General features: G+C 66.2%; 22 protein-coding genes. 11 read left to right on the forward strand and 11 right to left on the reverse strand.

Annotation, left to right across the window (positions count from 1 at the left end; all coding sequences use genetic code 11):
* Positions 1-16 precede the first annotated feature (16 nt).
* The 3 genes from AB0N05_RS05025 to AB0N05_RS05035 are packed head-to-tail and all read right to left on the reverse strand — an operon-like array spanning position 17 to position 3,866.
* Entirely contained in the window at positions 17-1,744 is a 1,728-nt protein-coding gene (locus AB0N05_RS05025) for a serine/threonine-protein kinase (protein WP_364687735.1), read from the reverse strand.
* A gap of 56 nt (positions 1,745-1,800) precedes the next feature.
* Positions 1,801-2,487: a response regulator transcription factor gene (locus AB0N05_RS05030; protein ID WP_364687737.1), complete on the reverse strand. Its 687-nt coding sequence runs from the start codon at positions 2,485-2,487 to the stop codon at positions 1,801-1,803.
* Complete coding sequence (locus tag AB0N05_RS05035; RefSeq protein ID WP_364687739.1) at positions 2,484-3,866, reverse strand: histidine kinase; 1,383 nt, start codon at positions 3,864-3,866, stop codon at positions 2,484-2,486. Before AB0N05_RS05035 ends, AB0N05_RS05030 begins: the two co-directional genes overlap by 4 nt.
* A 186-nt stretch (positions 3,867-4,052) precedes the next feature.
* Here AB0N05_RS05035 and AB0N05_RS05040 point away from each other — a divergent pair, with 186 nt between their 5' ends.
* The 5 genes from AB0N05_RS05040 to gatB all read left to right on the forward strand — a co-directional run bounded on the left by AB0N05_RS05040 (position 4,053) and on the right by gatB (position 10,502).
* A complete protein-coding gene (locus AB0N05_RS05040; RefSeq protein WP_364687741.1) occupies positions 4,053-4,385 on the forward strand; it encodes a hypothetical protein in 333 nt (110 codons plus the stop codon).
* An 18-nt stretch (positions 4,386-4,403) separates the two neighbouring features.
* The gene (locus tag AB0N05_RS05045) at positions 4,404-5,198 is read left to right on the forward strand and encodes an ABC transporter ATP-binding protein (RefSeq protein ID WP_364687743.1); all 795 of its coding nucleotides are present in this window, start codon (positions 4,404-4,406) and stop codon (positions 5,196-5,198) included.
* On the forward strand, positions 5,195-7,690 hold the full coding sequence (locus AB0N05_RS05050; RefSeq protein ID WP_364687745.1) for an FtsX-like permease family protein: 2,496 nt from the start codon (positions 5,195-5,197) through the stop codon (positions 7,688-7,690). The genes AB0N05_RS05045 and AB0N05_RS05050 overlap by 4 nt, the downstream gene beginning before the upstream one ends.
* A 111-nt stretch (positions 7,691-7,801) precedes the next feature.
* Positions 7,802-8,920: a hypothetical protein gene (locus AB0N05_RS05055; RefSeq protein WP_364687747.1), complete on the forward strand. Its 1,119-nt coding sequence runs from the start codon at positions 7,802-7,804 to the stop codon at positions 8,918-8,920.
* 67 nt (positions 8,921-8,987) lie between these two features.
* Positions 8,988-10,502 carry an Asp-tRNA(Asn)/Glu-tRNA(Gln) amidotransferase subunit GatB gene (gatB, locus tag AB0N05_RS05060; protein ID WP_364687749.1) on the forward strand — a complete coding sequence of 505 codons (1,515 nt, stop codon included), beginning with the start codon at positions 8,988-8,990 and terminating at the stop codon, positions 10,500-10,502.
* Positions 10,503-10,646: 144 nt separating this feature from the next.
* On the opposite strand, the gene AB0N05_RS05065 is transcribed toward gatB, so the two are convergent.
* Positions 10,647-11,801 (reverse strand): PQQ-dependent sugar dehydrogenase, encoded by a 1,155-nt coding sequence (locus tag AB0N05_RS05065; protein WP_364687751.1) that lies wholly within the window; start codon positions 11,799-11,801, stop codon positions 10,647-10,649.
* A gap of 228 nt (positions 11,802-12,029) precedes the next feature.
* On the opposite strand from AB0N05_RS05065, the gene AB0N05_RS05070 reads away from it, so the two are divergent.
* Positions 12,030-12,929 carry a DoxX family protein gene (locus tag AB0N05_RS05070; RefSeq protein WP_364687753.1) on the forward strand — a complete coding sequence of 300 codons (900 nt, stop codon included), beginning with the start codon at positions 12,030-12,032 and terminating at the stop codon, positions 12,927-12,929.
* Positions 12,930-13,154: 225 nt separating this feature from the next.
* Here the strand turns inward: AB0N05_RS05070 and AB0N05_RS05075 are convergent, their stop codons facing one another.
* Positions 13,155-13,379, reverse strand: coding sequence for a hypothetical protein (locus AB0N05_RS05075; protein WP_364687755.1), 225 nt, complete (start codon positions 13,377-13,379; stop codon positions 13,155-13,157).
* A complete protein-coding gene (locus AB0N05_RS05080; RefSeq protein ID WP_364687757.1) occupies positions 13,376-13,636 on the reverse strand; it encodes a hypothetical protein in 261 nt (86 codons plus the stop codon). The genes AB0N05_RS05075 and AB0N05_RS05080 overlap by 4 nt, the downstream gene beginning before the upstream one ends.
* A gap of 181 nt (positions 13,637-13,817) precedes the next feature.
* Between AB0N05_RS05080 and AB0N05_RS05085 the strand changes: the two genes are divergently transcribed.
* Both AB0N05_RS05085 and AB0N05_RS05090 read left to right on the forward strand, forming a co-directional pair.
* The gene (locus tag AB0N05_RS05085) at positions 13,818-14,723 is read left to right on the forward strand and encodes a helix-turn-helix transcriptional regulator (protein ID WP_364687759.1); all 906 of its coding nucleotides are present in this window, start codon (positions 13,818-13,820) and stop codon (positions 14,721-14,723) included.
* Entirely contained in the window at positions 14,720-14,932 is a 213-nt protein-coding gene (locus AB0N05_RS05090) for a DUF397 domain-containing protein (RefSeq protein ID WP_364687761.1), read from the forward strand. Before AB0N05_RS05085 ends, AB0N05_RS05090 begins: the two co-directional genes overlap by 4 nt.
* Positions 14,933-15,042: 110 nt before the next feature.
* Here the strand turns inward: AB0N05_RS05090 and AB0N05_RS05095 are convergent, their stop codons facing one another.
* From AB0N05_RS05095 to AB0N05_RS05105, 3 genes are all read right to left on the reverse strand, one after another.
* Complete coding sequence (locus tag AB0N05_RS05095; RefSeq protein WP_364687763.1) at positions 15,043-15,342, reverse strand: hypothetical protein; 300 nt, start codon at positions 15,340-15,342, stop codon at positions 15,043-15,045.
* 171 nt (positions 15,343-15,513) lie between these two features.
* Complete coding sequence (gene ilvD, locus AB0N05_RS05100; RefSeq protein WP_364687765.1) at positions 15,514-17,355, reverse strand: dihydroxy-acid dehydratase; 1,842 nt, start codon at positions 17,353-17,355, stop codon at positions 15,514-15,516.
* A 135-nt stretch (positions 17,356-17,490) separates the two neighbouring features.
* Positions 17,491-17,970, reverse strand: coding sequence for a PH domain-containing protein (locus AB0N05_RS05105; RefSeq protein ID WP_364687767.1), 480 nt, complete (start codon positions 17,968-17,970; stop codon positions 17,491-17,493).
* A gap of 392 nt (positions 17,971-18,362) precedes the next feature.
* Between AB0N05_RS05105 and AB0N05_RS05110 the strand changes: the two genes are divergently transcribed.
* The 3 genes from AB0N05_RS05110 (at position 18,363) to ilvC (ending at position 21,926) form a co-directional block, all read left to right on the forward strand.
* Positions 18,363-20,315 carry an acetolactate synthase large subunit gene (locus AB0N05_RS05110; protein ID WP_364687769.1) on the forward strand — a complete coding sequence of 651 codons (1,953 nt, stop codon included), beginning with the start codon at positions 18,363-18,365 and terminating at the stop codon, positions 20,313-20,315.
* Positions 20,312-20,815: an acetolactate synthase small subunit gene (ilvN, locus tag AB0N05_RS05115; protein ID WP_364687772.1), complete on the forward strand. Its 504-nt coding sequence runs from the start codon at positions 20,312-20,314 to the stop codon at positions 20,813-20,815. Before AB0N05_RS05110 ends, ilvN begins: the two co-directional genes overlap by 4 nt.
* A 109-nt stretch (positions 20,816-20,924) precedes the next feature.
* Positions 20,925-21,926: a ketol-acid reductoisomerase gene (gene ilvC, locus AB0N05_RS05120; protein ID WP_364689494.1), complete on the forward strand. Its 1,002-nt coding sequence runs from the start codon at positions 20,925-20,927 to the stop codon at positions 21,924-21,926.
* A gap of 64 nt (positions 21,927-21,990) precedes the next feature.
* Here ilvC and AB0N05_RS05125 read toward each other — a convergent pair whose 3' ends face one another.
* Together AB0N05_RS05125 and AB0N05_RS05130 are read right to left on the reverse strand one after the other, a co-directional pair.
* Positions 21,991-22,254 (reverse strand): hypothetical protein, encoded by a 264-nt coding sequence (locus AB0N05_RS05125; RefSeq protein ID WP_364687774.1) that lies wholly within the window; start codon positions 22,252-22,254, stop codon positions 21,991-21,993.
* An 81-nt stretch (positions 22,255-22,335) separates the two neighbouring features.
* The gene (locus tag AB0N05_RS05130) at positions 22,336-23,007 is read right to left on the reverse strand and encodes a hypothetical protein (protein ID WP_364687776.1); all 672 of its coding nucleotides are present in this window, start codon (positions 23,005-23,007) and stop codon (positions 22,336-22,338) included.
* Between the last annotated feature and the right edge of the window lie 83 nt (positions 23,008-23,090).

A 23,090-nucleotide genomic window follows, 5' to 3' on the forward strand; every position in this document is an offset into this window, starting at 1 on the left:
ACAGGCGGGATTTGAATCAGTAGACATATACCACCGCGTTCTCGCCACCAATGCAGGTCACCAATTTGCCTGCCGCCGTGCAGTTCATCGTGTAGGGCTTGTTGGTGACGGGGCTGACCGCCACCACACTACTTGCCGCTCCCGGCCGACCCGCAGTCGCGTCAGCATAGGCCCGGCGTACTTCTTCCGCGAAAGGGCAACTGGTAACAGCGGTTCCGATCGCGGAGGTGGTGTATCCATTGAGCGCGGAATACACCGGCGGACACGGCGTCGCACCCACCGGCAACTGGACCGTGGTCGATGTCGGGGGCGGCGTCGTCGAGTTCTTCGGTTGCGACAGCGGCACAGTGGCACCACCACCGGTATTGCCCTGCGCCGCCGTCGTATTGGGTTCGTTGCCGGAGCGGTCGAGGACTTGCCAACCCACCGCACCGGCAATCGCGGCGATCGCGATCACCAGTACGCCGATCGCCAGCGGCACCGCCATCGACTTGCGCCGCCGTTCCCGGTACGTGGGTGTGGGCGCGGGATCGAATCGCGGATGCTCCGAGGTCGGATACAGCGACGGGTCGGGCGTGGGCGCGTACGGGAAATCCCGCTGCTGCGCCTGCGCGTGCCCCCACATCGAACTCTGCTGCGCGGTCGGCGGCAGCGGCGTGTAGTGGAAGTCGCTGACCCGCACCACGGTCGGATCCGATGGCACGATCACCGGCAGATCACTGGTGGCCGGACCCTCCTCCGCGACCGGCGGGAAGCTGCCGGTGACATACGGTGGGAATGAGCCGGTATTCGGTTGCCGCACAGTCGGTTCCGAATTGCCGACCTGCGGGAGCGCGGCGGTCGGCGGGGCCGCCGGAGGCACCGTCCGCGCGGGCGGCGTCATGGCCACCGGCGGCGGGGCCACCTCGGTTCCCGCCAGCGCCGCCCGCGCGGCCCGGGCGAACTCACCCGCGGTCAGGAAGCGGCCGTTCGGATCCTTGGCCAGCGCCCGCGCCACCACCGAATCCAGCGCGTGCGGAATCCCATTGCGCTGCGCGCTCGGCCGCGGCGGCGGCTCGGAAATGTGCGCGCGGATCAGCAGACTCATGTTCTGCGCCGGGAACGGCTTATTGCCGGTGAGGCATTCGTGCAGCACACAGCCCAGCGAATAGATATCCGCGCGCCCGGTGACCGGTCCGGCGTCGTCGAACCGCTCCGGGGCCATATAGGCGTAGGAGCCGACCGCGGTGCCGGTCATGGTGATGGTGGAGTCGCCCTCGGCGCGGGCGATGCCGAAGTCGGCGAGATATGCGAAATCCGCATCAGTGACAAGGATGTTGGCCGGTTTCACGTCCCGGTGAACGAGACCGGAGTAGTGCGCAGCATCCAGCCCCGCCGCGATCTGCTCGATGATATTGACCGCGCGCAGCGGCGGCAGCGCCCCCTGCGCGCCCAGCAGCGAATGCAGATCCTGCCCGCGCACCAGCCGCATATCGATATAGAGCTGGCCGTCGATCTCACCCCAGTCGTGGATCGGGATGATGTGCGGTTCGGCCAGCCGCGCCGCCGCCTGCGATTCGCGGCGGAAACGTTCCTGGTAGGAGGGGTCTTTGGCGAGCTCGGGAGGTAGCAGCTTGAGCGCGACGACGCGATCCTTGGAGGTGTCGTAGGCCTCGTAGACCTCTCCCATGCCGCCCCTGCCCAGCAGCGAGCGCAACTCGTACGGTCCGAACCGACCGCCGGCCCGCGATGGCGGTGCATCCACCCCGTCAAACCTCCAACTCCCGGGAGGGGGCGAGTAAGGAATTCGCTCCCCACCCCTCAGGAACTGGATTCTCCCGGTGCAACTACGCCATGGTCAAACGCAAAGACGATCGCCGCCGCGCGATCACGTAACCCCAGCTTTCCGAAGATGTGTCCCACGTGGCTTTTCACCGTCACTTCGGAGATGCCGAGCGTTCGGGCTATTTCGGCATTGAGCCGGCCGCGGCCGATGAGTTCGAGCACCTCGAGCTCGCGAACGGTCAGGTCGGACAGCCTGCTGAGGGCGGGGGAGGGCGTCGGTCGGACCGACCGGTACGCCGTGAGCACCCGCGGCGTCACCGACGGATCCAGCCAGGACCCGCCCGACGCGACCGTGCGCACCGCGCGGATCAGATCCTCGGCGGGGGAGTCCTTGAGAATGAATCCGGCCGCCCCCGCACGCAGCGCCCCCGACAGCAGTTGATCGTCATCGAAGGTGGTCAGCACCAAGACCGGCGGTGCGTCCTCGCGGGTGCGGAGCGTGCGGGTGGCCTCGATCCCGCCGATCCGCTTCATCCGCAGATCCATCAGCACCACATGCGGCCGGTGCGCGGCCACCGCGGCCGGAACCTCGTCCCCATCCGCGCACTCGCTGACCGCGAAACCGTCACGGCGGCGCAGGATTCGGCGCAGACCACCGCGAACCAGCTCCTGATCATCGACGACGAGAACATCCACCAGGGTCTCGTCCGAGCGGTCCGTCACATACTCTCCTGCGGCTCAGCGGGTGACACCTTGAAGATGTTGTCATCGTGCAGCTTGCGGTGCATCGACTGGAATGCCGTGCGCAGCGAATCCTCGGCGGCTACGGCGATGCAGCTCAGCGGGGTGGATACCGGTATGCGGGCGTGCACTTCCCAGCCGTCCTGGGCGTCGAGCCCGGCCGAGAGCGTGCCCCCGAGCAGGCCGATGCGCTGGCGCATACCGGAAATGCCCATGCCCTGGCCGGGGCGCAGGCTCACCCCCGGCGGCAGCGTATTGCTGACGAGCACATTGATATCCTTGGCGCACAAGGTGATTCGCAGTGATGCGCTGGCCCCCGGGGCATGCTTGGCGATATTGGACAGCGATTCCTGGCAGATCCGGTACAACGCCAGCCCGATTCCGGCCGTCACCATCGACGTATCGCCCTCCATCCGGAAGTCGACCTCCATGCCCGCGCGCACGAAATCGGTGACCAGATCCTCGATGTCATCCAGGCCCGGTTCCGGGGCCTGCGGTGACGGCCGCTGATCCAGCAGGCCCACGGTGCGGCGAATATCGGCCATGGCCTGGCGGCCCAGTCGCTCGGCATCGGTGAGGGCCTCCACCGCCTCGTCCACGTCCCGGTCGGTCTGCAAGGCGTGCCGGGCGGCCGTGACATGCAGCAGCGTGATGCTCAGCGAATGCGCGATGACATCGTGCACCTCGCGGGCGATCCGGCGGCGCTCACCATCGGCGGCGGTCTGCGCCCGGACATCCTGATACTCGCGCTCCTGATACAGGTATCGGCGCTGATAGTTCAGCAGCTGCCCGGTCATCCAGCCGAACGCCACCCCGAAGGTGCACCACGGCAGGCCCATGTCCAGGTGCCCGATCGATTCGAAGAACACCAGCTCGGCCATGATCGCGGCGGCGATCGGCAGGCTGGCCACCGTCGGCGTGATGGCGGCGATCTCCCCCGCCGCGGCGATGAGGATGAACGGAGCCATATCGACCGGCACCGGCTGAGTCAGGAACAGCCCTCCGGCCGCCATGGCGGCCAGGGTGAACAGCAGTGGCCGCGGCGCCAGCCCGATGATCATGCACAACGGTCCGATGATGTAGGTCAGGATCAGCGCCACGAGCGGGAGCGGGCTGGGGAAGTAGTCCGCGAGGACGTACCGCTGGATGACCGCGGTCGTCGACACCACCACCATCATGACGTCGATCAGCAGCACCACCGCCACGGGGTAGTCGAACCCCATTTCCTCCACGGAGCGCTGGTACTGGATCACCGGGTGCCGCACGAACAGGCGCAGGCGGTCCCTGCTTCGCGTCAAAAGCTCCGGCAGATCCCGCAACGCCTGCCCGAGTTCTTGCGGCGTGGCGCTGATCACGTTCATCCTGTCAGGTTAATAGCCGAATCCGGACACGTACATCGTGCGAGGGCATGGGCTCCTCTCCTACCGGGGTAGGAGTTCGAGTCGGGTCCCCGGCACGACGACATCGTGGCGGCGCGACCGTAGCGTTTTGGGCATTGGCAGCGCTCGCACCGAACGAGTCGGGCGCACAACGGAAGGTTGGGGGCCATGTCCTGGACAGACCTGCATGCTCGCACCGACATCCTGCACACCGTTCTGGACCGGGCGGCGCGGAATCCCACCGATACCAAGCTGTTCGACGACCTACCGGAGCTGAACCGGCTCTTCGGCGGGCCCGAGGGGGTCCTGCTGGCATTGCGGCACCGGTGGGACAACCACATGAACGTGAAACTGGATCACGCACTGGCTCAGGGGAAATCGACTGTCGAGGTGTACCTCGAACTGTCCGCCGAACAGCCGGCCCTGCGCGCGATTCTGGACGCGCATGACATAGATCACCTGCTGTACCATCGCCCGCAGCCACGGGCGCTCGCTAGCTGATCAACGAGGGGAATCACCTTGCTGGAATTGACGGACATCACAAGGGAGTACCGGGTGGGCGGGCAGTCCGTGCGCGCCCTGGACCGAGTCAGCCTGCGCATCGAGGCGGGTGAGTTCACTGCCATCATCGGTCCGTCCGGTTCGGGCAAGAGTACGCTGCTGCACCTGCTCGGAGCGTTGGATTCGCCGGATTCCGGGTCGATTCGATTCCAGGACAAGGAGATCGGCGACCTCGACGACGACCGGCAATCCGAATTCCGGCGGCATCAGGTCGGTTTCATCTTCCAGTTCTTCAACCTGCTGCCGACCCTGTCGGCCTGGGAGAATGTGGCCATTCCCAAATTGCTCGACGGCACCGGCCTGCGCAAGGCCAAGCCGCGGGCGCTGGAATTGCTGGACCTGGTCGGCCTCGCCGACCGGGCCGAGCACCGACCGGCCGAACTGTCCGGCGGTCAGATGCAGCGGGTCGCGGTGGCGCGCGCGCTCATCATGGACCCGCCGCTCATTCTCGCCGACGAACCCACCGGCAATCTGGACTCCAAGACCGGCGCGTCCATTCTGCGACTGCTCGGGGACATCACCCGCGAGGGCAACTCGGTGGTCATGGTGACCCACGATATGGGGGCGGTGCGCTATTGCGATCGCGTGATCACGCTGCGGGACGGGCAGATCGGCTCCAATGAGCTCGTGGAACGCACCGACGACGGCGAGGTCCGGACCGTACCCGTGGGGATGAGCAAGGGCATCGACCTCGGACCCGAAGGCGACGGCGTCGTGGCCGGATCCGGCGACACCGGGGCGGTTCGGGCATGATCCGTGCGGGCTGGGATCGATTGCGGCTGTTCAATATCGGCGAACTGCTCGCCCATCGCGGCCGCACCATCATGTCCATGGTCGTCATGGGGGTGTCGGCCGGACTGCTGGTATCGGTATTCAGTATCTCCGGCTCGATCACCGGTTCGGTGGATCGGCTCACCCACAGTCTCGGCGGAAACGCGGCCTTGGAGATCAGCGGCGTTACCGATGCCGGGTTCGATCAGTCGCTGCTGCAACAGATCCGGGCCGTGCCCGGTGTCTCCGCGGCGGTGCCGATGCTGCGGCAGTCGATCGGCACGGACGAGAACAAGGCGCTGCTGATCGGAGCGGACGCCAGTGTGTCCCAGCTCGGCAGCGATCTCGACGGCTCGATGAAAGACCAAGCGGGCAAGCTGCTTACGGTCTCCAATGGCGTGCTGGTCGGATCCGGTATGGGCCGCGAGGAAGGCGAGCAGCTCCAGCTCGGCACCGTCTCGGCCACCGTCGCGGGCGTGCTCGACGGCGAGGTCTCGCGCAAGCTCAATGGCGGGCATATCGTGATCGCGCTGCTTCCCGTGGCGCAGAAGATCACCGGCCGGACCGGCAAACTGGATTCCGTGCAGATCATCGCCGCACCGAATACCGATGCGGACCAACTGCGTTCGGCGCTCACCGAGGTGGTCTCCGGCCGCGCCGTGGTCGCCGATCCGGATCTGCGCACCGCGCAGGCGGGCGGTGCGGTAACGCTGGTGCGGTACTCGACGCTGGCCTCCTCGGCCTCCGCGCTGATCGTCTCCGCCTTCCTTATCTATAACGCCATGAGTATGGCCGTGGCGCAACGCCGTCCGACCCTGTCGCTGCTGCGCGCCATCGGCGGCCGCCGCGGCCCCATGGTGCGCGACCTCATTGTCGAGGCCGCGCTGCTCGGACTGTTCGGCGGGCTCATCGGGGCGGTCATCGGAATCTTCATGGGCCGCACCGCGATCACCCGCCTGCCCGCCGCCATCGTGCAATCGGTGGAGGCGCGCACCGAGTACACGGTGCCCGGGTACGCCGTACCGGTGGCCGTGCTGGCCTGCGTGCTCGCCAGCGTCGCCGCCTCCGCGCTGGCCGCCCGCCAGGTGTACAAGGTCGCCCCGATCGAGGCGCTCGCACCCGTCGGCGCTTCGAGTTCCGACGCGGTCAAGCCCGTAATGCGCTGGACGGCAGCGGGTCTGGGCGCGGTCATGGTGGTGAGCGCGATCGTGATCGCCCATACCGATCTCGGCCGGTACTCCCTCGCATCCATCTCGCTGGCCATCGTCGGGGCGGTCGTGCTGTGCTTCGCCGCCACCGATCCCATCGTGCGTGCCATTGCCGCGGTGGCCCGGCTGTTCGGCGCGCCCGGAGCCTTGGGGGCCACCACCATCGAACGCGCGCCGCGCCGGGTCTGGGCGACCGCCATGACCGTGATGATCGGCGTGACCGCCGTTGTGGCCATGGGCAATGCCACCCGCAATATGGTCTCCGCGGCGACGGACACCTTCGAAGAGCTGGGCACCACCGATATCTTCGTCAGCCCGACCGCCATGGAGCAGTTCCCCACCGGCCCGCTGCTTCCGGCGGATCTGAAGGACAAGATCCGCGCGGTGCCCGGCGTCGCCGGAATCGGTAGTGCGCAAATGGCCTTCGCGACGCTGGGCCGCGGCCGGGTCATGTTGCAGGGGTACGAGGGCGGCGTCGGCCGCAGTTCCGTGCTCGACGGTGCGACCCAGAACGAGCTGGCTCGAATGGCCAAGGGGGAGGGGATCATCATCTCCCGCGATGTGGCCCGGACCCTGGACGTGAAGGAGGGCTCCGAACTGGAGCTGCCCACTCCCACCGGGGTGCACAAGGTCCAGGTGCTGCGGGTCGTCCCGTACTTCTCCGCCATCGCCGGAGTGGTCGTGCTGGATATCGACATTCTCCGGCAGTGGTACCAGCGGCCGGGCGAGACCATCATCGGCATCGATATCAAGCCCGACGCGAACCCGGACACCGTGATGGCGGCCGTCCGAGCCACCGTGCCGAGCGATATGCATGTGGCCACCGGCAGAGACACGGTGACCGCGATTTCCGGCAGCGTCCGCCAAGGCACCTCGATCGGTAATGCCATCCTCTGGATCGTGGTGCTGGTGGCGACGGTCGCGCTGCTCAATACCCTGATGCTGTCGGTGCTGGAGCGTCGCCGCGAACTGGGCGTGCTGCGCGCCATGGGCACCAGTCGCCGGTTCATGCTGCGTACCATTCTGGCCGAGGCGGCGGGTATCGGATTGACCGGTGCGGCACTGGGATTGGTGGTCGGCTCGGCCGTGCACTACCTGGCGACGGTGGCGCTCGGGCATGCCTTGTCGCTCGATATCGCCTATCACCCCAGCCCGCTGCTGCTGGTCTATGCGACGGTGGCGCTGCTGCTCTCGCTGCTGGGTTCCATTCCGCCCGCGGTCCGGGCGGCCCGATTGCCGATCGTGGAGGCCATCGCCCTCGACTGAGCCCTCGATTGAGCCATCGACTGACCGGACGGTGGTCGGCCGACCGAATCGATATCGAAGTGCCGAGTCGATTCCGGAATATCTCGCTAACTTTTGGCTAATGTCCGAATAGTGAGCCTATCCGGGAATCGACTCGGCACCACGGCGCTGTGGACGGGATCCGCCGTGCTCACGGTCCTGTTCACCCTCACCACCATCTGCTGGTGGATGCACGCCGAAAGCGAGCACTCCCGGGCCGCGAGCGCACCGGGCGAGGTGGTGCGCGATCCGGGGCAGGTGAACCGCGTACTCGGCGCTCAGGATTCCGGCGGGCCCGTCGACTACCGCATCCCCACCGGAGTCCTGGTGCGCACCGCCGAATTTCTCAACTCCAATGACGTCAAGATCCGCGGCCGGGTCTGGCAGCGCTTCGGGCCGGACCTGCCCGCCGACATGGGACGCGGCATCCGATTCCCCGAAGCCAGCGGCTCGGTCGACCTGGGCGAGATGACGCTCAACCGCATCGGCGACGACGACATCGCCACCTGGTCGTTCAATGTGACCGTGCGGCAGCCGTTCGACTACCGGAACTTCCCGCTCGACCTCCAGGACATCTGGCTGCGCATGAGTTCGTCCGACCTGAAGTACTCCGTCGTCCTGGTTCCGGACTTCGAGGAATATCCGCCGTGGCAGGGCGGCGAGCTCTACGGGCTCGACCCCGGAATCGTGCTGCCCGGCTGGCGGCTGACATCCACCGAATTCAGCATCAAGCACACCAATTACGCGCTCAAGAGTCACCGCGTCTCCACCGATGCGGCGGAGCTGTACTTCAATACCGGCATCGCCCGCGAACTCGAGGGGCCCTTGATTGGCCGCATGATTCCGGTGGTGCTGTTGGCGCTGCTCATGTTCCTGTCGCTGTTCGTCATCACCACCGATCCGGACCGGCGCAATCTGTCCGGCTTCACCGCCTTCGCCATCATCGGCTTCGCGGTGTCGACGGTGCTGGTGGTCGCGGTCAATGACAATGCGACGCGCGCCGAGATCGGCTCCTCGCAGATCGCCTACATCGAATTCTGGTACTTCGCGCTGTATGTGATGACGCTGCTGGTCGCGTTGAATGCGACGCTGCTGCTCACCAATGGACTGCGCGGCATCGTGCACTGGCGCGGCAATCTGTTGCCGAAGCTATTGTTCTGGCCGTTGTTCACCGGAGTGCTGTGCCTGTCCACCGTTCTCACCCTGAGGTGATCGGGCGCGCGAGTCACAGGTGACGGTGGTTTTCGCGAGCGTGGGCCGCATCCCTAGGATGGTCACCATGAGCGCAGCCACCGTCGACTTGATGGACTACACCGACGTCATCAGCCGGTACGAGCCGGTGCTGGGTATGGAGGTGCATGTCGAGCTCGGCACCGCGACCAAGATGTTCTGCGGATGCCCGACCGAGTTCGGCGCGGAACCCAATACCCAGGTTTGCCCGGTGTGCCTCGGCCTGCCCGGATCGCTGCCGGTGGTGAACGAGAAGGCCGTCGAGTCGGCCATCCGGATCGGCCTGGCGCTGAACTGCTCCATCACCCCGTGGGGCCGGTTCGCCCGGAAGAACTACTTCTACCCGGATCAGCCGAAGAACTACCAGATCAGCCAGTACGACGAGCCCATCGCCACCAATGGCCACCTCGATGTGGTGCTCGACGACGGCAGCATCTTCCGGGTCGAGATCGAGCGCGCCCACATGGAAGAGGACACCGGTAAGTCGCTGCACGTCGGCGGCGCGACCGGTCGTATCCACGGCGCTTCGCACTCGCTGCTCGACTACAACCGCGCCGGTGTGCCGCTCATCGAGATCGTGACCAAGACCATCGAAGGTGCGGGCGAACGCGCCCCCGAGGTGGCCCGCGCCTACGTGACCGCACTGCGCGAGGTGCTCAAGTCCCTCGATGTCTCCGACGTCAAGATGGAGCAGGGCTCGCTGCGCTGCGACGCCAATGTGTCGCTGATGCCCAAGGGCGCCAAGGAATTCGGCACCCGCACCGAGACCAAGAACGTGAACTCGCTCAAGAGCGTCGAGGTCGCGGTGCGCTTCGAGATGCGGCGGCAGGCCGCGGTGCTGGCCTCGGGCGGCGAGATCCTCATGGAGACCCGCCACTTCCACGAGACCGACGGCACCACCTCGGCCGGGCGCATCAAGGAGACCGCCGAGGACTACCGCTACTTCCCGGAGCCGGACCTCGAGCCGGTCGCGCCGGACGCCGCCTGGGTCGAAGAGTTGCGCGGCACCATTCCGGAGTACCCGTGGCTGCGCCGCGGCCGCATCCAGGCCGACTGGGGTCTGTCCGACGAGGTCTTCCGCGACCTCGTCAATGCCGGTGCGCTGGACCTGATCATCGCGACGGTCGACGCCGGAGCCTCGGTGGACGCCGCCCGCTCCTGGTGGGTCGCCTACCTGACCGAGAAGGCCAAGGAGCGCGAGGTCGCCCTCGAGGACCTGCCCATCAGCCCGAAGCAGGTCGCCGAGGTGGCCGGGCTGGTCGAGGCCAAGACCATCAATAACAAGGTTGCCAAGCAGGTCGTCGACTTCGTCCTCGCGGGCGAGGGCGAGCCCGCCCAGATCGTCGAGGCCAAGGGCCTCGGCATGGTCTCCGACGACTCCGCCCTGCAAGCCGAGGTCGACAAGGCCCTCGAGGCCAACCCGGCCATCGCTGACAAGATCCGCTCCGGCAAGATCCAGGCCGCGGGCAAGGTCGTCGGCGACGTCATGAAGGCCACCCGCGGGCAAGCCGACGCCGCCCGAGTCCGCGAACTCGTCCTCGCCGCCTGCGGCGTCTCGGAGTAATCGCGCACCTGCGAAGCCGACTGTGGCGCATGGCAATCGCCATGCGCCACAGCCATTTCCGGGTGGTCTCGGCTTGCATTGCGCTGGAAAGCGACTGCGGCGCACAGCTATAGCTGTGCGCCGCAGTCGCTTTCGGAGATCGGGCTATCCTCTTTCTCCGCTGCCGCCGCCGCTCGGCGGGGAGAGGAGGATGACGCGGTCATCATTGGGGGTGGGCTGGCCACCGTCTTCCTTATTGATGGTGCCGACCCAGATCGTGCCGTTTCCACCGGGGGCGGCGGCATTCATGCGGCCCCATTTGTTCTGGTAGGTCAGGGTGGGGATCGCGGTGATCGCGTGGGTGTCCTTGTCGGCCTTGGCCACAGCGAGCCCGTTCGCATTGCGCATGGCCACCGATACCTCGTCCGCCGCTGCCACGCAGCCCGCGACGCCGGGGTGATCGGTCCAGGTCCATCCGGTATTGACGGTCCCGTCCGGGCCGACCCAGCGCAGCCGGTCCTCGACGGCGGTGCGGTCGGTGAACCAGATGGTGCTGTCCGGGGCTATGCAGAGGTCGCCGGCCGTCTCGATGCCGGAGGCCACCACCTCGGGCTGGGCCGAGGTGTTCGGGCTCGGATTCTTGATCCGCAATACCTTGCCCGCCAGCGAGTTCGGGTCGCCCGCGGCGGCCGGGTTTCCGGCGTCGCCGGTGAGCACCAGCATGGTGTCGGCGGTAATGAATTCGATGGCGCCGTGATTGCCGGTGGCGCCCTTGGGGATTCCGGTGAGCACCGGCTTGGCCGCGCCGTCCTCGCCGATCCGGACCACCCGATTGTCGGAGGCCGTGCTGATGTAGGCGTACATCAGGCCGTCCTCGGTATAGCTGGGCGAGATGGTGAGATCCTCGAGCCCGCCATCACCGGAGGTGTCGACATCCAGCTGCGCGATCTGCGGCAGGACGTGCGGTAGCGGCGTCGGGTCACTGGTATCGATCTTGAAGATGCGGCCCAGCTTGTGCTCGGCCACCAGACCGGTGATGCCGTCGGGCAGGCCGACCACCCCCGAGGTGATATCCAGGCAGGTCGCGACCACGCCCTGGGTATTGTCGATGCACGGCCCTTCCGGCGGTTTGGTAGTGGTCGGCGTCTTCTTCTCCGGGCCGAAATCGGCGTCGTGCCACTCCGGCTCGGTGGTGAACGGGCCCGACGCTCGATCATCGAATCGGGCGGCACAACCGGACAGCAGCACGGCGCCGAGCGTCACGCCCAGTACGACACTCCGCGCGCCCACCCTGACACGCCCCGCGGCAACCAAACTCATGGCTCAGACGTTACGGAAAACCCGCCGCGTATGCGCGGACGGGGTCGCAACCGCCCCCGGCGATCCGCGAACCCACAGTGCCCACTGCTCGCTCCGCTCGGTCGACACGCCCACCAACGATCCGCGAACTGGACAATCGACACGCCCACCAACGATCCGCGAACTGGACAATCGACACGCCCGCCAACTGCCGCGCGCCAACTGCCTCGGGCGCATACTCTGACCCGCGTGACCGATAAGCCGAACGACCCGTCCACAGACGCGCCGGGACGCGCTGGAGTCAATTCGACCACGGACCCGGTATCACCGAGGCCGGTCGGCGAACCGGTGCGCAGCCCCTTCGACTCGCCGACCGAGCAGTTCAACACGGCGAACGTGGCCCCCACCGAGCGGCTCACCAAGGAGCTGCCGCGCACCGATGATGAACTGGGCCTGGACCCCGAGGTGCCGCTGTACTCGGAGCTGAAGAACTCGATTCCGGGTGCGTCCAACAGCACCGGCTCCGACATCACGCCCACCTACGGGTTCGCCAGCATCCCGCCGGCTCCGGCCGCGCCCGCCGAGGGCACCCGCCCGTTCCGTCGCGACGAGCGCCGCGGCACGCTGGACCTCGGACTGTTGTTGCTGCGCTTGGTCGTCGGAGGCACCTTCATCTACCACGGTCTGCAAAAGGCCACCGGTTGGTTCAACGGCCCCGGCCTCGACGGCATCAAGACGGCAATGGAGAACGGCGGCTGGAAGCACGTCGATATCGCCGCACCGCTGCTGATCGCCGGTGAGCTCGGCGGTGGCGTGCTGGTCGTGCTCGGCCTGGCCACCCCGCTCGCGGCCGGTGCGGTGCTCGCCGTCATCCTCGACGCCTGGATGTGGAAGCAGGGCATGGTCGAAGGCTTCCAATACTCGGCCAAGGCCAACTCCACCGAACTCGAATCCGTGCTGGCCGGCGCGGCCACAGTGCTCATCCTCACCGGCCCCGGCCGCCTCTCCTTCGACCGCAGCCGCGGCTGGGCAACCAGGCCCTTCCTCGGCTCCCTGGCAGCCCTGGTAGCGGCCGTGGCAGCCGCCATCCTCACCTACATCTATCTCCACGGCGGCAACCCCTTGTCAGGCATCGGCCCCTTCGACTGATCCGAACCGCACAGCAAGCGGCCGGGGCGATCTCAGATCGCCCCGGCCGCTCTGTACCTATGCGATGCCGCAGACCCGCTCGACGTGACGATCAGCTGGAATCAGCTCGATGTGGGCCTGGACTGACCGTCGTTTCCGGCGGAGTGCGGATTTCCGGCAGCGTTACGGGTCCGCCCCAACCAGTCCGAGGGCTGTAGCTCGGGGTGGTTGGTGCGGTTGGCATAGTCAGGCGAACCGTTTGCCCTTGGTAGCGAGGGCGACTCGGCCTCGGGCCGTGAGTCGCCAGCGGCCTCGAGGGCGGCCCGGTTGGATCAGACCGCGTGCCTCGAGTTGGGCGAGGGCGTTGCGGGTGCGCCAGCTGGTCAGAGCCGAGGACCTCTGGATTTCGGTGGCGGTGAGGGTGTTGTCAGGGTGCAGGGCGGTGAGGACGGCTACTTCGGCGGAGTTCATGCCGCACGCTCGAGGGGCGCGTGGGCGGGATGCCTTGTCGGCTGCGGTGTTTGGTGAATCCGGTGCCGGGCGCGGTGTCGTCCGACGGGGTATGTGCTCGGGCAGGGGAGATCGACGTGGCCGCCGCCGGTGAGCGGAAGTCGGAGTGTTTCGGTGTGGGCCGGGTGGCTGTCACGGTAGAAGCCCCAGCAGGACCAGAGGATGACGCTGCTGCACAGCGCCAGGATCGACAGCAGCGCCCATGTGTCCCAAGGCATTACGGCCTCCATTCGGTGTGAGTGCCGAGTAGCGATGCCTGGCTTGTCGACAGGCGCTGATTCTCGGAGATACCTACTTTGGCCGAATTGGCAGTTCCACAAAGCTATTTCCACTTAACATGATGGAACTCCACTGAGGGGTAATCCAATACGGAGATTCCCAGATAGTGAGGCTAATGAAATGGTCGGATCCTCGCTTCCCCGTAGGGCGCTCGGTCGCATCCTTCGTCGCTATCGAATCCGTGCCGGAAAGGGTCAGCTAGCAGCGGGTTTGCATATCGAGATCTCGCCTCAGAGCATCGGCCGAATGGAAGATGGTCGAAAGATTAAAATTGTGACGTCCCAAATCAAGGACCTGCTCGATTTCTACGACATCGCAAATCCGAGCGCCGAGCGCGATGAGGTTCTGGGTCTTTGGGATGAAGTCAGGCAGCAAGACCACGCCGCGAAATTGCAAGGCACTACCAAAGGTTGGTGGCGGTCGTACAGTGATCAATTCGCTGCGCACTTCGACCACTACCTCAGTCTGGAGGCGGCGGCCGATCGTCTGACGACGCATCAGCTCGCACTCATGCCGGGCCTGCTTCAGACTTCCGAGTATCGCCGATCGATGATCCGAGCCGATGTGCCCGAGTTGTCGGCTGTTGATGTCGAGCGGCGGCTCGAGCTGGCCACCCGCAGACGGGCCAGACTCGATGACGGAGGGTTCCGGATCGCAGCCTTGCTGTCGGAAGCGGTCCTGCGTCATCGGCCCGGCGGATGTGTCGTGATGGGTGACCAGCTGCGGCGGCTTGCTGAGGACAGTGAACGAGAGAATGTCGCGGTACGGGTCGTGCCGTTCAGCGCGGACGCGCATAGCGGTCTCGTGTTCCAGTCGTTCACGCTGCTCGAATTCCCTCCGCTGGCAAGCAGATTGGTTGAGCCGCCGGTGGTGTACGTCGAGGGTTACGAAGGAGCTCTCTACCTGGAGCAAACCGAAGTGATCGATCGGCATCGCCGGGCGATCGCCACTCTCGGGCAGGTAGCGTTGAGTGAGGATGCCTCCAGGGAACTGGTGTGGCAAATCGCGAAGGAGTACCGGGCGTGACCATCGATCTGTCGAATGCCGAGTGGTTCAAATCCAGCAAGTCTCCCAACGCTTCCGAATGCGTGGAGGTCGCCTTTGCCGGTACGGGCGGCGACTACATCGGGGTGCGGGACTCGAAGGACCCGACCGGTCCGGCGCTCGTGTTCGATCCGTCCGGGTGGGACGCCTTCGTGGCTGCGGTCCGATCCGGTGGGTTCGATCCGGCCTGATCGTAAGACTCTTTCGAACGCCGGAGGTAGCGCCGCGCCACCGACCGGCTCCTCCGAACAGCAAGCGGCCGGGGTGATCTCAAATCGCCCCGGCCGCTTTGTATCCACACTCACCACTGCGTGGCGGTGAACCTTTGCCACTCTTCGAAGGTTTCCTGGTGTAGTTGCAGGACCAGTACGGACTTGGCATCGATCTGTTCTTGCATGACCGAGCGGTGCGCGCTGATGGCAGCGGCCTCGTCGGGCTCGGCCATGAACTCGGCCGATCCGAGTTCACGCGATTCGGCGGCGAGTTCTTCGGCCTCGGCCAGCAGGGCGCGGGCCCGCGTATTGCGGACGTCGCATCGCTCCAGCATCGCCGAGTATTCGGCCAGCATCGTGTCGGTCTTGCCGACGTATTCGATTGTCATACCGTTCCTGAACTAAGCCGGACGATTGCGAGACCGGGCGGATCACTCCGCAGTGGTTGGCGCACAACCGGAGTCGTGGTTGCGCGTGCAGGTACCACCGTCCAGCCGATGACAGCGTGGACTACCCGGTCTCACGTCCGGGACGAACAATTGAGCAGTGGAATCTGGGGGTTACGGCACGTACCGGACTGCGCCCTTGTCCGCGGAGGTGGCCAGCGCGGCGTAGGCCCGCAGCGCGGTGGTGACCGGACGTTCCCGGTTCACGGGTTGCCAAGGCCGTTCGGACGCATCCATCTTCGAGCGCCGTTCGGCGAGAACCGCCTCGGGAACCAGCAATTCGAGCGCGCGGGTGTGCACGTCGATGCGGATCCTGTCACCGTTCTCGATCAGGCCGATCGCGCCGCCGGCCGCCGCCTCGGGCGACATGTGGCCGATGGACAGGCCCGAGGTGCCGCCGGAGAAGCGGCCGTCGGTGATGAGCGCGCACTTCTTGCCCAGGCCGACACCCTTGAGGAAGGAGGTGGGGTGCAGCATTTCCTGCATGCCCGGACCGCCCTTGGGGCCCTCGTAGCGGACCACGACCACATCGCCCGGCTGGATCTTCTTGCCGAGGATCATGGAGACGGCTTCCTCCTGGGATTCGACCACCACGGCCGGACCCTCGAAGGTGAACAGGTCCTCGTCGATACCGGCGGTCTTGAGGATCGCGCCATTGGGGGCGATATTGCCGCGCAGCACGCACAGCCCGCCCTCGACGGTGTAGGCGTGCTCCATATCCCGGATGCAGCCCGCCTCGGCATCGGTATCCAGGGAGGACCAGCGGTTCTGGGTGGAGAACGGTTCGGTGGTGCGCACGCCGCCCGGCGCGGCGTGGAACAGCTCGACGGCTTCCTCGGAAGCCTTGCCGGAGCGGATATCCCAGGTGTCCAGCCACTCGTCGAAGGATGCGGTGTGCACGGTGGTGACGTCGGTTTCCAGCAGGCCGCCCCGGCGCAGTTCGCCCAGGATGGCCGGGATGCCGCCGGCGCGGTGCACGTCCTCCATGTGGTAATCGGAGTTGGGGGAGACCTTGGACAGGCAGGGCACCCGGCGCGAGATCTCGTCGATGGTCTGCAGGTCGAAGTCGACCTCACCCTCCTGCGCGGCGGCGAGGGTGTGCAGCACGGTATTGGTGGAACCGCCCATGGCCACATCCAGGGCCATGGCATTGCGGAAGGCCTTGGCATTGGCCACATTCCGCGGCAGCACCGAGGCATCGTCCTCGTGGTACCAGCGGGTGGCGATATCGACGATGACCTTGCCGGCCCGCTGGAACAGCGCGCGGCGGGCCTCGTGGGTGGCCAGGGTGGAGCCATTGCCGGGCAGTGCCAGACCCAGCGCCTCGGTGAGGCAGTTCATGGAGTTGGCGGTGAACATGCCGGAGCAGGAACCACAGGTCGGACACGCGCTGCGCTCGACCTCATCGAGGCCGTCATCGCTGACCGCGGCGGAGGCGCTGGCCGAGATGGCGGTGATCAGGTCGGTCGGGGCCTGCGCCACACCGCCCACGACGACGGCCTTACCGGCCTCCATCGGGCCGCCGGAGACGAACACGGCCGGGATGTTCAGCCGCATGGCGGCGTTCAGCATGCCGGGAGTGATCTTGTCGCAGTTGGAGATACAGACCAGTGCGTCCGCGGTGTGCGCATTGGCCATGTACTCGACCGAATCGGCGATGATCTCGCGCGAGGGCAGCGAGTAGAGCATGCCGCCGTGACCCATGGCGATGCCGTCATCGACCGCGATGGTGTGGAACTCGCGCGGCACGCCGCCCGCCGCCCGTACCGCCTCGGCCACGATCTCGCCGACGTCCTTGAGGTGGACGTGGCCCGGAACGAACTGGGTGTACGAGTTCGCGATGGCGACAATCGGCTTGCCGAAGTCGGAGTCGGTGAGACCGGTCGCGCGCCAGAGGGAGCGAGCTCCCGCGGCATTGCGTCCGACGGTCGTGGTGCGTGAGCGAAGCGGTGGCATGAGTCAGAGTCCTCGAATTCTCGTCGCAGGGGGCTGTTCGGCGACTGCGTCGAATTGCTTTCGACGGATATCCAACGTTACTCCCGCCCGCGCTGATCCTTATCGCCGCCCGAAACCTCGCACGGCAACACGCGATCAGTTGTCGCCGGAATCCTCGGACTTCGCCGTTTCGCCCGCATTTCCCGACGGTTCGGCGGCCTTCTCGACAGTCTCGCCGACCTCGTCGGTGTCGTCCGTCTCGTCGGCGTCCTCCGGCTCGACGAACGGATCCGGAATGCGCCCGTTCGAGGCCGCCACCAGGATCGGCAGCCGCTGGTAGTCCACGGCGGGCAGTCGCACATCGGAATCATCGGTCAGATGCAGCTGGAGGTATCCGCGCTTCGGAATCCGCAGCCCGCGCACCTGCGACCAGTCGATATGCCGCGACCCGAACATGGTTCGCGTATCGATCCCGGAATCCGAGACGGTGGTCCGGGTGCGTTCGACCCAGACCGCCACGGCGATCGGTATGGCGAACAACACCCACAGCACCGCGGGCAGCCCGAAGAACGGGAAAGCCGCGCAGAACAGCAGAAGGAAGACTCCCAGATGCGCGAGTCGGGGAATACGGATCACGCGACCCGTGTCCGATCCCGAGTCGGGCATGTGGGACGATCGAGCCGGTGGCACGGACTGATGCGGTGATGACACACCCCCCATCCTCGCATTGTGTTGAACGAACCCGAACAACCGCTCTGTCTCACATAATGGGACACCCTTGGTCAGATATTTGACCGACCGACTCACGCGCGCATACCGTCTTGTGCGTGAATCGAATCGAGTTGCTCGTAATCGGCCGGCGCGTCCAGCGCTGAGCCGACGACTGTAGGTCAATTACGTCAGCTCGCGACTGCGACGCGCCACCCTCGAACAGCCATGGCTGTCGGGGGCTTTTTTGTGTTCAGGCATCTCACTTGTTCAGGCACAGCCCTTTGGACCGGAACGACAAGCAGTAAGGAACCAAGACGGTGAGCGCACCTACCGCCCGACCCGGGCCCTCGGCCCGCCGGCCCGCGCCCTCGGCCTCGCAGCCGAGCACGCCCGCGGCCAGTACTCCGAATCGCCGCCAGGTCCCGCCCGAGCGGGTCACCGGCGCGCAGTCTGTTGTTCGCACGCTCGAGGAGCTCGGCGTCGACACGGTTTTCGGTATTCCGGGCGGTGCTGTTCTTCCCCTCTACGACCCGCTGTTCGACTCGACCAAGGTCCGGCACGTGCTGGTTCGGCATGAGCAGGGCGGCGGCCACGCCGCCACCGGCTACGCGCAGGCAACCGGCAAGGTCGGTGTGTGCATGGCCACGTCGGGTCCGGGCGCGACCAACCTGGTTACCCCGATCGCGGACGCGCAGATGGACTCGGTGCCGCTGGTGGCCATCACCGGCCAGGTCCCCCGCAGTCTGATCGGCACCGATGCCTTCCAGGAAGCCGATATCTCCGGCATCACCATGCCGATCACCAAGCACAACTTCCTGGTCACCGACGCAATCGATATCCCGCGGATGCTCGCCGAGGCGTTCTACCTGGCCGCCTCGGGCCGCCCGGGCGCCGTGCTCGTCGACATCCCCAAGGACGTGCTCCAGGCCCAGACCACCTTCAGCTGGCCGCCGGAAATGCGCCTGCCCGGCTACCGTCCGGTCACCAAGCCGCACGGCAAGCAGGTGCGCGAGGCCGCCCGCATGATCATGGAGTCCAAGGCTCCGGTGCTCTATGTCGGTGGCGGCGTCATCAAGGCCGACGCGTCCGCGGAACTGCTGGAGCTCGCCGAGCTGACCGGCATCCCCGTGGTTACCACCCTGATGGCCCGCGGCGCGTTCCCCGACACGCACACGCTGAACATGGGCATGCCCGGCATGCACGGCACCGTCGGTGCGGTCGCGGCCCTGCAGCGCTCGGATCTGCTGGTCACCCTGGGCGCGCGTTTCGACGATCGCGTCACCGGCCAGCTGGACTCGTTCGCGCCGAACGCCAAGGTGATCCACGCCGATATCGACCCGGCCGAGATCGGCAAGAACCGGCACGCGGATGTCCCGATCGTGGGCGACTGCCGCGAGGTCATCGCCGAGCTCATCGAAACCCTCAAGGCCGATCCGACCGCCGGCCCGGCTCCGCTGCTGAACCTCACCGAGTGGTGGACCTACCTCAGCGGCGTGCGCGAGTCGTACCCGCTGGGCTGGAAGGCCCCGTCCGACGGTTCGCTGTCGCCGGAATTCGTGATCGAGAAGCTGGGTCAGCTCGCCGGTCCCGACGCCATCTACTGTGCGGGCGTCGGCCAGCACCAGATGTGGGCCGCGCAGTTCATCAAGTACGAGAAGCCGCGCACCTGGCTGAACTCCGGTGGCCTCGGCACCATGGGCTACGCCGTTCCCGCCGCCATGGGCGCCAAGATGGGCATGCCGGACCGCGAGGTCTGGGCCATCGATGGTGACGGCTGCTTCCAGATGACCAATCAGGAACTGGCCACCTGTGCCGTCGAAGGCGTGCCGATCAAGGTCGCGCTGATCAATAACGGCAACCTCGGCATGGTCCGCCAGTGGCAGACCCTGTTCTACGAGAAGCGCTACTCGAACACCGATCTGGGCACCCACACGCTGCGCATCCCGGACTTCGTGAAGCTGGCGGAAGCCCTGGGCTGCCACGGCATTCGCGTGGAGAAGGAAGAGGACGTGGAGGCCGCGATCCGCGAGGCGCAGTCGATCAACGACCGTCCCGTGGTGATCGACTTCATCGTCGGCAAGGACGCGCAGGTGTGGCCGATGGTCGCCGCCGGCACCTCCAATGACGAGATCATGGCCGCCCGCGGCATCCGCCCGCTGTTCGACGACGACGAGTCGGTGTCCGAGCCGGCCGTCATCCATGAGGCCATGTCGCACGAGCAGGCCTCGCTGGCCGCTCAGGAGCGCGCCAAGAAGGGGACCGAGGAATGAGCACCACCCATACCCTCTCCGTGCTGGTGGAGGACAAGCCGGGCGTGCTCGCACGTGTGGCTTCGCTGTTCTCGCGCCGCGGCTTCAATATCGAGTCCCTCGCGGTCGGTGCCACCGAGATCCCGGAGATCTCGCGCATGACCATCGTCGTGACCGTCGAGGATCTGCCGCTCGAGCAGGTCACCAAGCAGCTCAACAAGCTGGTCAATGTCATCAAGATCGTCGAGCAGGACTCGGATTCCTCCGTGGCCCGCGAACTGATCCTGGTGAAGGTGCGCGCCGACGCCAGCGTCCGCACCCAGGTGATCGAGGCGGTGAACCTGTTCCGCGCGAAGGTGATCGACGTGTCACCGGACGCGCTGACCATCGAGGCGACCGGGACCCGGTCCAAGCTCGACGCACTGCTGCGCATGATGGAGCCCTACGGCATCCGTGAGATCGTGCAGTCCGGAGTTGTCGCAGTGGGCCGAGGACCCAAGTCCATCACCGCGACTCGCTAGTAACCGGCCGCCGTGGCGGCCGAAACCCTGCATTCCCGGCATGCTGTACGGCTGGGATCCACAACGCTTAACAAAGAATCCAGAAGGAGAACCCAAAGTGGCAGTCGAGATGTTCTACGACGACGACGCTGACCTGTCGATCATCCAGGGCAAGAAGGTCGCGGTCATCGGCTACGGCAGCCAGGGCCACGCCCACTCGCTGAGCCTGCGCGACTCCGGCGTCGACGTCCGCGTCGGTCTCGCCGAGGGTTCGAAGTCCCGCCCGAAGGCCGAAGAGGCCGGTCTGACCGTCGGCACTCCGGCCGAGGTTTCGGCCTGGGCCGACGTCATCATGGTCCTCGCGCCCGACACCGCGCAGGCCTCGATCTTCACCAATGACATCGAGCCCAACCTGAAGGACGGCGACGCGCTGTTCTTCGGCCACGGCCTGAACATCCACTTCGGCCTGATCAAGGCTCCGGCCAATGTCACCGTCGCCATGGTCGCCCCCAAGGGCCCGGGCCACCTGGTGCGTCGCCAGTTCGTCGACGGCAAGGGCGTTCCGGCCCTGATCGCCGTGGACCAGGACCCGACCGGCGAGGGCCAGGCGCTGGCGCTGTCCTACGCCAAGGGCATCGGCGGCACCCGCGCCGGCGTCATCAAGACCACCTTCAAGGAAGAGACCGAGACCGACCTGTTCGGTGAGCAGGCTGTTCTTTGTGGTGGCACCGAAGAGCTGGTCAAGACCGGCTTCGAGGTCATGGTCGAGGCCGGTTACGCGCCCGAGATGGCGTACTTCGAGGTGCTGCACGAGCTCAAGCTGATCGTCGACCTCATGTACGAGGGCGGCATCGCTCGCATGAACTACTCGGTCTCCGACACCGCCGAGTTCGGTGGCTACCTGTCCGGCCCGCGCGTCATCGACGCCGGCACCAAGGAGCGCATGAAGGCGATCCTGGCCGACATCCAGGACGGCACCTTCGTCAAGCGCCTCGTCGCCAATGTCGAGGGCGGCAACAAGGAGCTCGAGGGCCTCCGCAAGGCCAACGCCGAGCACCCGATCGAGGTCACCGGCGCCAAGCTCCGCGGCCTGATGAGCTGGGTCGACCGGCCGATCACCGAAACCGCCTAAGGTTTCCGCTTTACCGAGAAGGCCCGGCACCCATTGGGTGCCGGGCCTCTTCGTGTTCTATGGGTCAGCTGCTGCCGAATGATCCCCTGGGCAGGTTCTGCTGAAGCCAGGGGCGGTACTGATTATTGGATCGGTGGTCGCGGTCGTTGTCGCAATCCCGATCACGATCGTTGTGATGCGGGTGAGCCACCTCGGAGATATCGGGTTCGAGGGGGATCTCGGCGGAGGCCGGAATGGCGATCGCGCCGAGCGGAATCAGAATGAGGGCACCGGCCGCGGCTACGCGGGTCAGCATCCGACGCGGAGTATTGCTCTTGATCGACTGCATGATGGCGACTCTGCCGCACTATCGAGGCGAAAAACCATGGTACGAGCGGCTTTCCGGGAAAGATCAGGGTGGGCGTAGTCCTCAGGGATGAATGGCGGTCAGGGGTTCTTCGGGGGTCGCGGCCCGGGATGGGTTGCGCACCAAGGTGATGCCGATGGCGAGCAGCCACAGCATGGTGAAGCCGCCGACGGTGGCCGTGGTGCCCCAGCCGTTCGCGGCATAGAAGTTGGCGGGGGTATTGCCGAAGAACAGGGAGGGGACGAAGGCGAAATTGATCACGGCCAGGGCGTAGGCCGACCGGGCGGCCCAGCGGGGAACTACGCGCGTGCGTGTTGCCACTAAACCGAAGGCGATCAAGAACAAGCCCTCCAGCAACCGGGACACGGTGCCGTACAGGATATAGGTGCCGGAAACAGTGATGGTGGGGTCGATATCAGTGGGGGACTGGATGACCGCGCCCACCTCGAGGCCGGTGGACACGAAAGCGACTGTCAGCCACATCAATCCAGCTGCGACCGCGATCGAGCCGATCCATTCGTATTCCGGGGCAGTGCGTTTCACCAGCTGACCGAGGCCCGTCATGAAGGCGACGAGCAGTGTCAAGGCGATGAGGCCGAACAGGCTGCGGGTCAGGATGTTCGCGTCCGGCGGGGCTCCGTCATAGACGAAGTACAGGGGGAGTTCGACCAGCATGAAAATCGCGCCGATGACGGCCGCTGCTCCGGATATCCGCTGTATTGCGTTGGTGTCCATGGGATCTCGCATCTCATCGGAGAAGTATGGTGCGGGCCGGTGAGGGCTCAGGCCCGTTGCGATAGATAATATACGTCTTATAC

Origin of the sequence: Nocardia sp. NPDC051030 (genome assembly GCF_040683015.1) — a bacterium.
In the GTDB taxonomy this organism is placed as follows: Bacteria; Actinomycetota; Actinomycetes; order Mycobacteriales; family Mycobacteriaceae; genus Nocardia.